Here is a 12,674-nt window from a genome sequence, read left to right as displayed (position 1 = left end):
CATGGTGCGTTCGCCTGAGTAGGACCACGTCCAGACGCTCGACCTGCACTCGGAGTTCGGTGGCGGCCTTCGGCGGCAGCAAAAGCAGAGCCTCTTGCAGCTTGTCCCGGGCCCAGCCCTCGCCGCAGCATGGGCAGGTGAACTCGGCCTCCCACTGCCTCCACCGGCGCTTGGTGCCGTGGACGCGCACGGACCATACGCTCAGCGCCACTGACACGACGCCCGGAGACAACCGCTCCCGTTCGAGCACGCGGACGGCAGCATTCGCCGCCCCTGACAGACCTGGGACATCGCGATACCGAACCCAGGGTCTTCCCCAACCGCGTTCCCGCGGTCGAAGTGAAGCTGGTCTTCTACGCGGCACGGCCCCTTCGGATGTAAGTCATGTACGGCATCTTCCCACAACCCAAGATCGACCGGACAAGTCCTGGCGGCGCAGGCAGATGAAGGTGAGAGGAAACATGGACCTGAAGGCTGAACTGTCCGCCCAGCCCGGGGCGACCCCGATCGACGGTCTGCCAGATGCTTGGCACTGGTCACGTGCGGTGTTCAACTTCGATGCCATCCTGACGCATGAGCGTGAACATGTCCTTCAGCTCAATGTCATGGGCCGATACGACGAGCAGCTTGCACACGCCATCCTGACCTTCGCGCACAAGCACAGCACCACGCTGGCCGACTGCGCCAGGCCGTTGACCACCGTCGGCGGATTCGACCATCCTGGCTGGGACTTCGACACCGTGGTCGCCGTCGGACCTGCCGTGCACGACTATCACTCCCAAAATCCGGAACTCCACTCCGCGACATTCGCGATCTTTCCGGGATACCGGAGCGAATTCTCAGGAAACGAGACCAAGGAAGAGGCGTGGCAGCGATTCAGGAAAATGCTGCAGCCTACGAAGCTGGGCCGAGAGCGCGCACCATTTGTCAAAATGCGCTATGCGAACACGCGAACCCAAAGCGACAGCAACAGTCCGGAGCGTGTCCTCGCGCCCCTTTCGAGGCTGCTGCGTGAGCTGCCCCTGCTCAAGGGCGCGCCCGGGAGTTTCGTCCAGTGGGAGAACCGCCTGGGCGAGGTATGGAACGCCGAATGGGACACTGACTTGACCCTGTCCGGACCCGCGCAGCAGCAAGTGACCGGCACCGACGAACTCGCAGCATTCGCAGAGCGGAGCGTAACGGGCACAGACGGCACCGCATGAGCCGCGTACGGGCGAAGACCTGGAGCGGAGAGACCTGGGATGACCCCGATGAGGACAAGCTGTACAACCTACTGAGTGAGATGAACCTGGTCCACAGGTTTCTCATCGTCGAGCCCCTCGAAATGCCGGAGCCACCGGGCCAGCACTTCATCCGGGTATACCTCAACGACGACACGAGCTGCCTGATCGAGTACAGCGAGGGTGGGCCGGGCTCCCACTTCCAGGCCACGGTGCCCGCTCCCTTCGAGATGTACGGACATGACCTGGTGGCCGAGGTCATCAAGAGTTGGGCCCGAGACGATGGCCAATGGCGAGCTGTCCTGCCGTGGACGCCGGTGTCATGAGCGCCGAGTGGTTTCCATCTGTCGCCTGGGCAGTTCGGCAGTGACGACCGTGGCCGACGCCTACAACGGCATCGAGCGCGCGTCATACGTCCGACGGCAGCCTGCGTGTCAGGTTTCCTGCGAGGTGGCGGGCAGCGAAGGCTCCCTCGCCGCTACGTGAGGCCAGGAGCTGCAGCAGCTCGACCGCAGCGCGCGCTTCGCCGCGTGTCAGCAGCGGCAGGCGTTCCTCGTCCACGTCGATCACGCTGTCCACCAGTGCCAGAAGCCGGTCGTCCAATTCGCCCATGACCGGCACAACGGGGCGCCATCCACGGTGGTCACGGCTGCGTGTTGGGCGCTCCCGGTGCCCGGACGCCCGAGGTACCACTGATCCGGGCAATTCTCCGGCACCGGGCGTAACCGCAAGCGCGGCCTCCGCGCGTTCACGGCGGAGGGACCCAGCCATGCCGGGCCCCTCAAGAGGGTTGTTTGGCGGCCGGCGCTCCGTTGTCTGCTGGAATTGAGGTGGTCATGTGCGGCCACGGTGAGGCATCGACTCCCTTGACGAGCTGTCGGTGAACCATACGTAGGCCGTTGACCTTCCAGGGGCCGAACGGGTACTCCGTCCCGCTCGGCCGCGCGAGCGCGAGGGGCCTTCGTCCCGCCCCGGCTTATGTGCGGGGCGGGTGGAGGTTGTTCAGTGTGGGCTTGCGTGTATCTGGGGGAGGGCGTGGCTGGGGATGGTGGGTTGGTCTGCTTCTTCATACACCCGGCTTCGCCACCGCCCTCATGGAGCAGATCACCACCTTCCAGGGCACCCCCAACGACGTCTCCGAAGCCGTCGCCGCCCGGATCGCCCGCTCCCGGTTCCTGTACGAGGGCAGCCACCGCTACGTCGTCCTCATGGAGGAATCCGTCCTGCGCTATTGCACCGCCGCCCCGAGGCCATGAAGGGCCAGCTGCGCCACCTCCTGGCCGTGATGCCCCTCGCCTCCGTCTCCCTCGGCGTCATCCCGTTCACCGCACAGCGCACCGTGTGCCCGCTGGAGGCGTTCTACCTCCACGACGACGTCCAGGCCGTGGTAGAGATGCTGGCGGCGGAGATCAAGGTGACGCAGCCGCGCGAACTCGCCGACTATGCGAAGGCGTTCACGCGCCTGGCGCAGATGGCCGTGTACGGCGCCGCCGCCCGCGCCCTCATCCGGGCCGCGACCGACGCCCTGGAGTGAACTCCGCAATTCTCCGCAGTCTCGTTGAACAACGGCCCATGGCGTTCGTAGCGTCGAACGACACCGACGTACCAGCAACGGAGGCGGTGCCTCATGAGCGCACCCACGACCGCCGGCACCGAACCGGAAGGACGCGGCCTCCAGCCGCCCACCTTCGGCCGGCCTTCCCCGGCGCTGCTGGCCCGCGCCGACCGCGGCTTCGCCCGGTTCCTCGCCCACACCACCCAGGCCCGGGACGACAGCACCGGCGACCACGACGACGCGGCGAGGCACCGTTGAGCGGCACCCACACCGTCCTCTACGACCCCCACGGCCTGATCGAGGCCGAACTCCCTTTGGACCGGGCCCCGTAGGAAGCGCTCGTCACCGCCGTGCTCGCGTGGATGGACCCGCGCCTCGAACCCCGCGACTACGAGCAGATCGCCCTCCAGCTGACCGGGCACGCCCGCGCGGTGGCCGCCGACGTCCGGCGCCACGCCGCCGCTCTGCCAAGGAATGACGGCCGGCGCCCTCGCCGAAGTCGTCCTCCGCGAAACCGCAGGACGCCTGGCCGCACCGCTGGAAGGGACCGCCCGCTGCGCCCAGAACCGCACCCGACTCGTGCGGGCGCTCTACACCCGGCTGGACCGCCTCACAGAAGCCCTCCCCGTAGCCCGAGGGGCCAGCCATGGCGTTCCGTGACCGCAGGAACGAACACGGTGCCCGCCCCGGTCACATCCCCGGAGGCGGCGGCGAGGAGTTGGCCGGCGGAGGTGGCGAGCGTGTCGGCGGCAGCGAGGGAGTGTTCGCGAGCACGTGCCCGAGACAGCGGACTTGCTCGCCGAACGGCCCCCGACCTGTACAGCATGCTGTCCGGCTCCGTCCGCTCGACCACGCAATCGTGGACGGCATCCTCGCCGCCACCGAACTGGGCAGCCGCCGCGGAGCAGCGACCTGTCTGGGTTCGCGCTCAGCTCGGTGAGTAGCCCGCGGTCGATGAACCGTAGGACGTGCACTTGTGCATCGCCAGCGACAGCGCTTCATTGCCGTCTGGCCATTGCGTCGCGTGTACTCATTCGAGTGAGTTCTCCTGCACCGCGGCTGGCCGGGTGTGCGAGGTGTCGCCTATGGACAGCGATGCCGGGGTCGCCATCCACACATTGGATCCGCGTGTTCAGCGTGCTTGGTAGCGATCCATTCAGACGGGACTCCGGTAGTGGTGGCGTAATTCAAGATGCAGGAGCTGGGGTTGGGGGACTCCAGCAGTTGTCCGATGGAACGGGGAGACTCTAATACTGACGCCATTCCGCCTGGCCAAAGTGCGCCGTCGGTTTTCGCTGCTTGACGAGAACGGTGACGGCTACCTCCAGCGGCGGGACTTCGAAGCCCATGCTGCGCGACTGTGTGACCACCTGATCCCTGAGGCGGACACTGCGGCCCGGGACGCTATCCACGCCGCGTAGCGGGCGCTGTGGGAAAGCCTGTCCGCGAACGCCGATAGCGACGGTGACGGACGGATCTCCCAGGACGAGTTCATCGTCGCGGCGGAAGCTGGGATGGCCGAGAGCGCGGAGTACTTTAACTCTGGTCTTCACTTCGAGCTCCTCGACCGCAACAAAGACGGCTACCTCGATACTGCAGAGGTCACGCGGCTCGGTGTGGCCATGGGCGTTTCGCTGCAGGAGATAGGCGCCGTTGCAGCCGGCCTTGACGGAGACGGAGACGGAAAGGTCAGCCGGGAAGAGCTCGGCGCGGCCGTCCATGAGTTCTTCTACGGCGACGATCCGGAAGCACCCGGTGCCCGCATCTTCGGGAAGCTCGACTGACTTCCTCAGCGAGGGAGGCGCCATCTGTCCGGCCGTCGAAAACCAATTCCCGACAGTCTTACTTCTTTCATCTGGGGCAATGGCCCACACCTGGCATTAATGGTCAAGGAAAAGGAGAACTCGTCATGAGCAGCTTCCTCGAGAAGGTTCGTCTTGCTACCCGGCGTGTCCTGGCACTTATCCAGGGCCGCCCAAGCGGTTACGTGTCCTACTGACCGCCGTCCGAACCCACAACGGTCGGCTGGGTTGGCAGGGCACAGGAGATTGAGACCACGTGGCATACGACGTGCCGCCACAGCTCTGCCCAGGAGGCCGGTTGAGGAACGTGGTCGCGTTCCGAGCCGACCCTGTGGGGTTCCTCGATGCAGCATGCGAAAGGCAGGGGGACATCTGGGGCGTCGGCCGACGTGAGGTAGCCGTGACCGGCAGGGACCTGGCTCATACCGTCCTGAGCGCCCCACCGGAGGTCTATCAGCCCGCCCGAGGCCTTGATGGCATCTTCGTGGATCCGGCGCTCGGAAGCGGGCAGCACGTGAAGGCCCATCGTGCAGTGGCCCGCCAGACGGCCATGCGGGATGCGTCCCGCCGTGATCGGCCAAATGTTGGCCACGACGTCGGCCTCCTGCGCACGGGAGTTGGCCGACTGGCCTGAGGCCGCCACGCTGGACGCGATCGGCATGGCGCGCGGACTCACCGCAAGGTTGGGTGCCGCCATGGCCGTTGGCGAAGACGCTCGGAAACTTGTCGACGCAAACCGGAACATGGGCGCAGCCATGCTGGACATGCTGGGCCGCAGTCGACGCCGGCCTTCGTACCTGCCTGATGCGCACCGGCGGCGTTTTTGCCGGCACAGTGAGCAGTTGGAGAAGCAGCTGCGGGCAGACATCACCGCCCGACGCCGCGCGGGCATCTCCCGCGGGCGCGATGTGCTGGACGCCACGCTCGACTTCTCCGCCACCCGTCCGGGCCTGCTCGACGACCATGTAGTGGCTCGGATCATCATGGCCAACCTGTTCGGCATGCGGGGCTCACCTGCGATCTGCCTGGCGTGGGTGCTGCATCTGCTGGCGACCCATCCGCCCGTGCAAGAAGAGGTCCGAGCTGAGGTGAGGGCCGCTGACGGCTGCGCCGATCTGGACGGCCTGCCCGTCACCCGCGCGGTCGTGAAGGAGGCGCTGCGGCTCTACCCGCCCAGCTGGCTGTTGACGCGGACAATGGCACGCTCCGCCGAGATCGGGGGCTATCGCCTGCGCGCGGGGCCCGTGCTCCTGGTCAGCCCCTACGCCATCCATCGGGATGCACGCTGGTTCGACCGGCCGACCGCCTTCGATCCGGACCGTTGGCTGAACACCGCACCCCCTGCCGAACCCCGCGCGTTCCTCGCCTTCGGCTCCGGCCCGATGGCGTGCAAGGGAGTCAGCTGGGTGATGACTCAGACCGTGATCGCCGCGGCATCCGTAGTCCGCAGATGGCACCTCTCAGCGGACCCGAGCCCCTACCGCTTGGTCGCATGTGGCGACCTACGCCCCGTCGGCCTCCGCCTGCGCCTGACGTCGGTCGCAGGCAGCCGTGCCGGCGCACCCAATCCGCCGCCAGGCTGAACGGCGCCGCGAGCATCCGCCGGCTGCGCAGCCGGCCGCCGGGGCCCGGCACACGAGGTGAGCGGGGCAGGTCCGGGCGGCGGGCGTGCCTCAAGCGGGGCCGGGCGGAGTGCCGGCGCCTTGACTGTCTTACTCCCCGCCGTCGTCGTCGCCGTCCAGGCCGGCCGTGTCCGGGTCGCGCAGGGGCCGCAGGCCCTCGCGCGGCACGGCGGCGGTGAAGCTGTAGCGGCCCAGGATGTTGAGGTTCTTGTGCTTGAGCGGGGGACAGGCGCGCAACGTCCTCACCGGCGAGCTCGTGTCCTTCGGCACGGAGCTGGGCGACGGCAGCGTCGATGTACTTGGCGGTCGACAGCACCACGGCGTTCAGCACCAGGCCGAGCGAGCCGAGCTGGTCCTCCATCGCGTCCCGGCACGCCTGGTGGGTGGTGCCGCGCTTGCCGTGGCACACGTCGCGGGCCAGCTTGTGCCGGGACTCCTGCACGCTGCGCTGCCGGTTCATCTGCCGGCGGTAGGTGCCGTCGACAGGGTCGACCACGCGGCGACGTCGCGGCCCAGCTTCACGACAATGCCGCGTACAGCCTGCGGATGCGAGCCGTCACCGATCACCGACGCGGACCCGCGCCGTCACATCCCTGGTGACATGCCCCGTGACGTCGTATGTCCGAGCCCACCGACATCTCGATGTCCGACGGCACGCTCGCCGGGGAGTTCCGGGAGGTCGGCGGCTGGATGGACTGCGCCGAGGTGCGGGGCCGGCTGAGCGAGTAGTTGGACGCGCGGGCTCCGCGTCAATTGCGCGTGCACGGCGCCACTCCAGTGGGTGGACCTGGCCGTGTGGCGGTTTTCGCTGTGTCGCTGAGGCAAGGCTGAAGCGACGTTGGCGCTGGGCGAGGGCGGTTTCCGGCGGTAGGCGACGTCGGAAACCGCCAGGTGTGCCGTCTGACGCGGCATGACACTGGACCGCCACGGTGGTGGCCTGACCGGAAGGCAGCCCGCCAAAACGTCTGTTGGTTTCCGGAATGCGAGGAGGGGTTGATATGGCACCTGCCAAGACGCTTGAGGACATCCGCCGGGAGCAGGAGGAGATCGCCGAGAACCTGCGGGTGGTCATGCAGCACATGGAGATGGAGGGGGAGGACTTCGACGCCGTCCTGGAGCTCTACACCGACGACGTGGTGTGGGAGACACCGAGCCGGGGTCAGGTGCTGCGGACGTATGACGAGATCCGTGAGGCGTACCGGCAGATGGGTGCCTCGATGTTCATCCGCTCGCGGACGCTGCTGCGGCGGTTCGCCACCGATCACTGGGTAGTTGACGAGAGCCTGTGGCACGTCACGCTCATCGACGACAAGATCCCCAACCTCAGCTATCCGGTCGGCACCGAGCTCTCTCTGCGCAAGTTGACCCTGTTCGAGATGCGCGACGGCAAGATCTGCCGCGAGATCAACCACACCTCCTACCGGCCGGCCGGTGACCCCCGCCTCGACCACGATGACATCCCCGCCGAGGCGTTCACCGCTGTCGCCGTCGCCGCCCCGGAGCCGGCCAGCGCCTGACGGCCACCTCACCGCACACGGCCCTCACGGGAGATCGATGACCAGCGACGCTCTGTGCTACCGCTACCAGCAGCGGTTCGTGCTACTGGACCACCACAAGGACGGCTACATCGACCGGGGGGACTTCACCGCGCGCACGGCTCGCTTGCTGGTGAGTGTCGGTGAACTGGAGGACTCCGACAAGGCCCGAGCCGTCACGGCTGCTTCCGATGCCTACTGGCAGGGTCTGCTCCGGTCGGAACAGCCCCGGCGCCGGGGCTCCGGCAACCTGTCTCGTGCGGCGCCGTACCCGGTGCCTGCGACTCGGCGACCGCTGGGTGCTGCGCGTCTCCACCTTCCTCGGAGTGACGCCAACGGCTGGCTGCTTCTGCCCGGGCGCGCAGTGCAACAACTCAATTGCCGTGAGAACCGCATGAGGTAGAGGCATCCCTGTGGCCACGTCGGTGCCACCTTCGGCCGGCAGGCATTCCTCGGCTCCCATCCCGTCTCGGGCACCGGCCTGATAGCGGTCGCCACCCGCCGCGGACGCACCTGCCACATGGTCAACACCGCCTACGAGCTGCTGTACGCGCCGGCCGACGAGCCGGTGGGCCGGGACCGCGACCACTGCCTCAGCTGACCGGGCGGATGTCGATGCCTATCCAGTCATCCAGGGAGTAGTTGTAGAGGTTCTCGCCGCGGAAGAGCGTCACCAGGCTCTTTCCGTGCTCCCAGGAGACGTGGCGGTCCGGGTCGTGGGGCGGCCGCGGCCGGGGCAGCGGATCGCCGAGGCGGGTACGCAGCAGGCGGGCGGCATCGTCGTAGAGGGCCGTGAAGTCCTCCTCGCGGGCGTCGGGGTGGAGTACGGCCTGCGACGGAAGCTTCGTACCCCACAGCTCCTCCGGGGACGGAGGGAGTCCGGTGCCGGCGTCCCTCACCCCGATCGCCGAGTAGGCCAGGGGAAGGACGAGAAAAGAGTCGTCGTGGCACTTCGGATCGTCGCAGACCACGCTGCGGTCACGGGTGTCCGCACAGCGCGGATATTCACCCAGGACGACATGCCAGACCTCGTCCGCCGGGTCGCCGAGCGGCCAGTGATCCGTCCAGCCGACGGCAGGCTCACCGTTCTCGGAGGGGGTGGCCCAGCCGTGACCCACGAACAGGGCGTCAAAGGCGTCGCAGCACCACGGCGTATCGGCGAATTCCTGCACATGACCGAGCCACTTGGCGGTGAACGGAAACGAGATCATCGACATGCTCAGAAGCTACCGCGCGCCACTGACAGCGGGCTTGCCCGTGGCGAGCGGTGCGGGCGGTCAGACGTCCCCCGCCAGCACTCTGGCCAGTGACGTTTTGGGGGCTATGGTGCCGCGGCGGAAGGCGGTCGCGTATGCCTTGTTGCCGATGGCGGCGCGCCCGTTGTTCGCGCTGTTCGCGGAGGCTCTCGGTCATATACGAGCCGATCACGGATGTCTGCCTGAATGGGCCGGCTGCTCGGAGTGCTGCGACCAACCAGTCCGAGCAGGCTGTGGTGCCGCCATGACGTTGGACGAAGACGGTGTGATAGTTCCCGACTGCGGCTGATGGACGTTGCGCGGCAAGGTGCTTCGCTTCGGTCTGCTTGGCACAGTGCCGCTCGCCGTGACGGCCTTGTGCGTCGCCCGCCACCACGCCCCGAAAAGAGCTCCTCGCAGCCCGGATCCACCGGTTGACGGTCCACGTAGACCGCCCCCGAAACGAAGAGATGCCTTGCGACCTGCGGTGATGGGCTTGTCTAGGGCTTCACCACGCACGATCAGCAAGGCATCTCGTAAATGCAGTCTCTCATGCCGGCCACGGCGGTCTCCGCCGCCTTCGACGAGCCCAACCTCGTCCCCGACGTCGGGCTCGTCCCGCTCCTGCGCCTCGCCGAGCGGGTCGGGCTGCCGTGCCTGCTCGCCGACAACCTGCACTTGCGCAACGCCGGCAACCACGCCGGCGCCCACGCGGACTGCGCGCCGCAGGCGCCCTGGCCGGTGCCTTCCACGCCAAGGCGATGACCGCCACCATCCGCGCGCATCTGGTGCACGTTCCGGCCCGGCTGGCCTCCTCTGCGAGGAGGCTGACGCTGTATCTGCCCGTCCGGTGGCGGTGGCACCACGCCTTCATCGAACTGTTCGACGCCGCCCACGGTCCACCGCCGCGCTGACCTGCCGCTGCCCGCCCCGCCCGCCAAGGGCCCGATCGGAGACGAACCTGTGGAAGAGCCGGTGCAGGCCGACGGCTGACCCCTGCCCGGAACCGGCGGCTCTCGCCGGATTACCTCACACACCGTCAGCTCACACCATCAGCCGGTGATTCGGGCTCAGACCCAGCCGCGTTCACCGATTAGCGGCCAGCACTGCCGCGAGTCCTTCTTGCAGATCCTTGACGAAATACTCGGGAACCTCCAGCGACGGGAAATGTCCCCCGGTTTCAGGCGACCTCCATCGGACGATCTGTCGGAACCGCTCCTGTGCCCAGGCGCGCGGGCACTTCTCGATGTCGCGGGGATACACACTGATTGCTGACGGGACGTCGACCCGAAGTTCGGGGTCGAGCGAGTTGTGGCTTTCGTAGTAAATGCGGGCCGACGATGCGCCGGTCCGCGTCAGCCAATACAGGGTGACGTCGTCAAGAATGCGGTCTCTGGAAATCGTCTCGAACGGGCTATCTTCGGTATCTGTCCACTCAGCGAACTTGTCAAGGATCCAGGCGAGAAGCCCGACTGGTGAGTCGACGAGCGAGTAGCCGATGGTCTGCGGTCGGGTCGCCTGCTGCTTCGCGTACGCCGCGCGGTGGTCCCAGAAATCGCGGGTTTCCTCGGTCCATTTGCGCTCGGCCGCCGTCAGCCCGTCCGTTGTCAACCCGGGCGGTGCCTGCGCGGTCGTTGTGTGGATGCCGAGAACGTTCGCCGGGAACCTGCCGCCGAGGACCGTAGTGATCACACCTCCCCAGTCGCCGCCGTGGGCCACGAACTTGCTGTAGCCCAGCCTTCCCATCAGTTCCACCCATGCGGCCGCGATCTTTTCGATTCCCCACCCGGTGGTGGCCGGCTTGTCGCTGTAGCCAAAGCCTGGCAACGACGGGACCACAACGTGGAACGCTGGCGCGTCCGCATCTTTCGGATCTGCCAGCTCGTCTACTACATCGATGAACTCAGCAATGCTGCCTGGCCAGCCGTGCGTCAAGATCAGAGGAGTGGCATCTGCGCGTGCGGATCGACGGTGCAGGAAGTGGATTCCCAGACCATCAATGGTCGTGCGGAACTGGCCGATCCGGTCAAGGCGCGCTTCGAACGACCGCCAGTTGTACCCGGTGCGCCAGTAGTTCACGACACCGACGAGGTCGGCAAGAGGAACGCCCTGTTCCCATCGGCGAGGGTCGGGCGCGGCGCGATAGACCGTCTCAGCTTCCGGCAGCCGCGCCGCGACCAATCGCGCGCGCAGATCGTCGAGGTCAGCGTCAGTTGCGTGGGCTTCAAATGCTTGCACGTCGCTGGGCATGAGACCTCCTGGTCGTCGTGGACCGGCTTGGACCTATCGCGAACCGGCTAAGATGGTTCTAGCGTGTCTCGATGTCAGTGCGCAACCCGCTAAGGTGGTTCCATGCATGCTCGGTTCCCTGACTTCCGTCTCGGTAAGGTGCTAGCGACCAGCTTCACGGCGACTCTGACGGAGCGTCGTGGCAACGCTGTGGAACGCATTCCCACGCCGCAGCGCCTCGTCGACTGGCTGGCAGTGAATGGCCTCGCCGTGGAGTCCTGCACCACCGCCCAGCTCGAACTCGCTTGGGAACTGAGGGAATCAATTCACGCCGCCTTGACAGCGACCGCGATCCAAGACTCTCTCCCTGCGTCTGCTGTCCAAGTCATCAATGACTGCAGCATTCAGGGTCGGGCCGCGGCTGTCCTGACGCCCGAGAGCAATCGGCAATGGCGACTTAGCTCGGCTTCCTGCGTAGAAGATGCCCTAAGCGTTATCGCCGCCGACTCGATCAGCATCATCGCAGGCGAACGAGACGGAAAATTGGCCTTGTGCGCATCGCCAACCTGCCGAGCCGCCTTCTTCGACACCAGCCAAAGCCGTACCCGCAAATGGTGTGACATGAACACGTGCGGGAATCGTCAGAAGAAGGCACGCTTCAATGCCAACAAGCGCGAAAACCCCAGATCAGCAAAGTAATCGTTACCCTCGGTACATCCAGGTGGGCCCCCACGTCTGCGACACATCTGTTGCGTTGGGTGCACCCCAACGGCACCACTAAGAACTCCTATCGCAGTGACTTCAGGCGTCTCCAGCAGATGAGTGCGCATGCGAGGGTGAGGAAGGCTCTGCGGCAGGTGTTCCCAGGCAATTCCGGTGTGCAGCACGAACAGGATGCCCTGGAACACGAGCCGGTCCGGATGCCGCTTGCGTCCCGGATGCCGGGCGCGGCGCTCCACCTTGGGCAGCAGCGACTCGATCACCGCCCACAACTCGTCATCGACATCCCACGGCTTCGGCCAAGCCACCCCGCACCCCCAGATCATCAGCCCCAGAGTGATCCAACCACCTCGAAGATCATTTCGTTAGGAGTTCTAATAGGACTCCGTTAGCCTCGGCGTTTCGGTTGGGATGAGGCGGTTTCGCTGATCAGCAACTGTTGGGTAGGTCGAGGTGATTTTGTTGCCTGGGCATGGCGGAGTCCCGGGGTGGTGGTCGGGTTTTCCTGGGTCCTTCGGTTCGTGGGTGGGCGGGGGGGGGGCCGGTCAGCCAACTGGTCGGGGAAGTGCGGCGAGGTGGTGGAAAGCCGTGGCCGGTTCGTGTCTCCAGGGCCAGGTCGCCGAGATCCGCAGGCGAAGACGGCGTCCGCCGCGAGTGAGGTGGGCAGCAGCGTGCAGCAGCCGGTAGCGGAGCTTCTTGGGCTCGGCAGCGGCGGGTTCGCCGTCCAGCAGGAGGACGCGGGCCCGGCGAGGAGAT

The 12,674-nt window shown here is 66.7% G+C and carries 11 protein-coding genes and 8 pseudogenes; 13 read left to right on the top strand and 6 right to left on the bottom strand.

Annotated elements, in window-relative coordinates; all coding sequences use genetic code 11:
* Positions 1 to 461 precede the first annotated feature (461 nt).
* Both AB0D04_RS32840 and AB0D04_RS32835 read left to right on the top strand, forming a co-directional pair.
* Positions 462 to 1,202, top strand: coding sequence for a hypothetical protein (locus AB0D04_RS32840; protein ID WP_362710822.1), 741 nt, complete (start codon positions 462 to 464; stop codon positions 1,200 to 1,202).
* Entirely contained in the window at positions 1,199 to 1,546 is a 348-nt protein-coding gene (locus AB0D04_RS32835) for a hypothetical protein (RefSeq protein WP_362710821.1), read from the top strand. Before AB0D04_RS32840 ends, AB0D04_RS32835 begins: the two co-directional genes overlap by 4 nt.
* An 82-nt stretch (positions 1,547 to 1,628) precedes the next feature.
* On the opposite strand, the gene AB0D04_RS32830 is transcribed toward AB0D04_RS32835, so the two are convergent.
* Positions 1,629 to 1,832 carry a hypothetical protein gene (locus AB0D04_RS32830; RefSeq protein ID WP_362710819.1) on the bottom strand — a complete coding sequence of 68 codons (204 nt, stop codon included), beginning with the start codon at positions 1,830 to 1,832 and terminating at the stop codon, positions 1,629 to 1,631.
* 458 nt (positions 1,833 to 2,290) lie between these two features.
* Here AB0D04_RS32830 and AB0D04_RS32825 point away from each other — a divergent pair.
* The 6 genes and pseudogenes from AB0D04_RS32825 to AB0D04_RS32800 all read left to right on the top strand — a co-directional run.
* Positions 2,291 to 2,754, top strand: a pseudogene (locus tag AB0D04_RS32825) (Scr1 family TA system antitoxin-like transcriptional regulator); the annotation flags it as partial.
* 93 nt (positions 2,755 to 2,847) lie between these two features.
* The gene (locus AB0D04_RS32820; RefSeq protein WP_362710817.1) at positions 2,848 to 3,033 is read left to right on the top strand and encodes a hypothetical protein; all 186 of its coding nucleotides are present in this window, start codon (positions 2,848 to 2,850) and stop codon (positions 3,031 to 3,033) included.
* A pseudogene (locus AB0D04_RS32815) lies at positions 3,030 to 3,435 on the top strand (restriction endonuclease). The gene AB0D04_RS32820 and the pseudogene AB0D04_RS32815 overlap by 4 nt, the downstream one beginning before the upstream one ends.
* Positions 3,436 to 4,202: 767 nt before the next feature.
* Positions 4,203 to 4,283 (top strand): annotated as a pseudogene (locus tag AB0D04_RS32810) (hypothetical protein); the annotation flags it as partial.
* A gap of 6 nt (positions 4,284 to 4,289) precedes the next feature.
* Positions 4,290 to 4,559 (top strand): EF-hand domain-containing protein, encoded by a 270-nt coding sequence (locus tag AB0D04_RS32805; protein WP_362710814.1) that lies wholly within the window; start codon positions 4,290 to 4,292, stop codon positions 4,557 to 4,559.
* Between the two features lie 599 nt (positions 4,560 to 5,158).
* Positions 5,159 to 6,160, top strand: coding sequence for a cytochrome P450 (locus AB0D04_RS32800; protein WP_362710812.1), 1,002 nt, complete (start codon positions 5,159 to 5,161; stop codon positions 6,158 to 6,160).
* Between the two features lie 129 nt (positions 6,161 to 6,289).
* On the opposite strand, the pseudogene AB0D04_RS32795 reads toward AB0D04_RS32800, so the two are convergent.
* Positions 6,290 to 6,698, bottom strand: a pseudogene (locus AB0D04_RS32795) (Tn3 family transposase); the annotation flags it as partial.
* 499 nt (positions 6,699 to 7,197) lie between these two features.
* Between AB0D04_RS32795 and AB0D04_RS32790 the strand changes: the two are divergent.
* Both AB0D04_RS32790 and AB0D04_RS32785 read left to right on the top strand, forming a co-directional pair.
* Complete coding sequence (locus AB0D04_RS32790) at positions 7,198 to 7,716, top strand: nuclear transport factor 2 family protein (RefSeq protein ID WP_362710810.1); 519 nt, start codon at positions 7,198 to 7,200, stop codon at positions 7,714 to 7,716.
* 436 nt (positions 7,717 to 8,152) lie between these two features.
* Positions 8,153 to 8,335: pseudogene (locus AB0D04_RS32785) on the top strand (hypothetical protein); the annotation flags it as partial.
* Here the strand turns inward: AB0D04_RS32785 and AB0D04_RS32780 are convergent.
* On the bottom strand, positions 8,328 to 8,951 hold the full coding sequence (locus AB0D04_RS32780; RefSeq protein WP_362710807.1) for a hypothetical protein: 624 nt from the start codon (positions 8,949 to 8,951) through the stop codon (positions 8,328 to 8,330). The pseudogene AB0D04_RS32785 and the gene AB0D04_RS32780 sit on opposite strands and share 8 nt — an antisense overlap.
* Positions 8,952 to 9,509: 558 nt before the next feature.
* On the opposite strand from AB0D04_RS32780, the gene AB0D04_RS32775 reads away from it, so the two are divergent.
* On the top strand, positions 9,510 to 9,734 hold the full coding sequence (locus AB0D04_RS32775) for a hypothetical protein (RefSeq protein ID WP_362710868.1): 225 nt from the start codon (positions 9,510 to 9,512) through the stop codon (positions 9,732 to 9,734).
* Positions 9,722 to 9,883 (top strand): annotated as a pseudogene (locus tag AB0D04_RS32770) (IS1380 family transposase); the annotation flags it as partial. The gene AB0D04_RS32775 and the pseudogene AB0D04_RS32770, both read left to right, overlap by 13 nt.
* Before the next feature lie 172 nt (positions 9,884 to 10,055).
* On the opposite strand, the gene AB0D04_RS32765 reads toward AB0D04_RS32770, so the two are convergent.
* Positions 10,056 to 11,219 (bottom strand): epoxide hydrolase family protein, encoded by a 1,164-nt coding sequence (locus tag AB0D04_RS32765; RefSeq protein WP_362710805.1) that lies wholly within the window; start codon positions 11,217 to 11,219, stop codon positions 10,056 to 10,058.
* Positions 11,220 to 11,321: 102 nt separating this feature from the next.
* Here AB0D04_RS32765 and AB0D04_RS32760 point away from each other — a divergent pair, with 102 nt between their 5' ends.
* The gene (locus AB0D04_RS32760) at positions 11,322 to 11,897 is read left to right on the top strand and encodes a CGNR zinc finger domain-containing protein (RefSeq protein WP_362710804.1); all 576 of its coding nucleotides are present in this window, start codon (positions 11,322 to 11,324) and stop codon (positions 11,895 to 11,897) included.
* Positions 11,898 to 12,040: 143 nt separating this feature from the next.
* Here the strand turns inward: AB0D04_RS32760 and AB0D04_RS32755 are convergent.
* Together AB0D04_RS32755 and AB0D04_RS32750 are read right to left on the bottom strand one after the other, a co-directional pair.
* Positions 12,041 to 12,244: pseudogene (locus AB0D04_RS32755) on the bottom strand (transposase); the annotation flags it as partial.
* A gap of 219 nt (positions 12,245 to 12,463) precedes the next feature.
* A pseudogene (locus AB0D04_RS32750) lies at positions 12,464 to 12,674 on the bottom strand (IS1380 family transposase); the annotation flags it as partial.

Origin of the sequence: Streptomyces sp. NPDC048483 (genome assembly GCF_040651455.1) — a bacterium.
Lineage (GTDB): Bacteria > Actinomycetota > Actinomycetes > Streptomycetales > Streptomycetaceae > Streptomyces.
Note: the sequence above shows the minus strand (reverse complement) of the source record. Positions and strands in the feature narration are given on the sequence as shown.

What these genes read in the sequence shown, in the direction of transcription:
- AB0D04_RS32840 (WP_362710822.1), top strand. Translation starts at nt 462, where the DNA reads ATGGACCTGAAGGCTGAACTGTCCGCCCAGCCCGGGGCGACCCCGATC.
- AB0D04_RS32835 (WP_362710821.1), top strand. Translation starts at nt 1,199, where the DNA reads ATGAGCCGCGTACGGGCGAAGACCTGGAGCGGAGAGACCTGGGATGAC.
- AB0D04_RS32830 (WP_362710819.1), bottom strand. Translation starts at nt 1,832, where the DNA reads ATGGGCGAATTGGACGACCGGCTTCTGGCACTGGTGGACAGCGTGATC.
- AB0D04_RS32820 (WP_362710817.1), top strand. Translation starts at nt 2,848, where the DNA reads ATGAGCGCACCCACGACCGCCGGCACCGAACCGGAAGGACGCGGCCTC.
- AB0D04_RS32805 (WP_362710814.1), top strand. Translation starts at nt 4,290, where the DNA reads ATGGCCGAGAGCGCGGAGTACTTTAACTCTGGTCTTCACTTCGAGCTC.
- AB0D04_RS32800 (WP_362710812.1), top strand. Translation starts at nt 5,159, where the DNA reads ATGTTGGCCACGACGTCGGCCTCCTGCGCACGGGAGTTGGCCGACTGG.
- AB0D04_RS32790 (WP_362710810.1), top strand. Translation starts at nt 7,198, where the DNA reads ATGGCACCTGCCAAGACGCTTGAGGACATCCGCCGGGAGCAGGAGGAG.
- AB0D04_RS32780 (WP_362710807.1), bottom strand. Translation starts at nt 8,951, where the DNA reads ATGTCGATGATCTCGTTTCCGTTCACCGCCAAGTGGCTCGGTCATGTG.
- AB0D04_RS32775 (WP_362710868.1), top strand. Translation starts at nt 9,510, where the DNA reads ATGCAGTCTCTCATGCCGGCCACGGCGGTCTCCGCCGCCTTCGACGAG.
- AB0D04_RS32765 (WP_362710805.1), bottom strand. Translation starts at nt 11,219, where the DNA reads ATGCCCAGCGACGTGCAAGCATTTGAAGCCCACGCAACTGACGCTGAC.
- AB0D04_RS32760 (WP_362710804.1), top strand. Translation starts at nt 11,322, where the DNA reads ATGCATGCTCGGTTCCCTGACTTCCGTCTCGGTAAGGTGCTAGCGACC.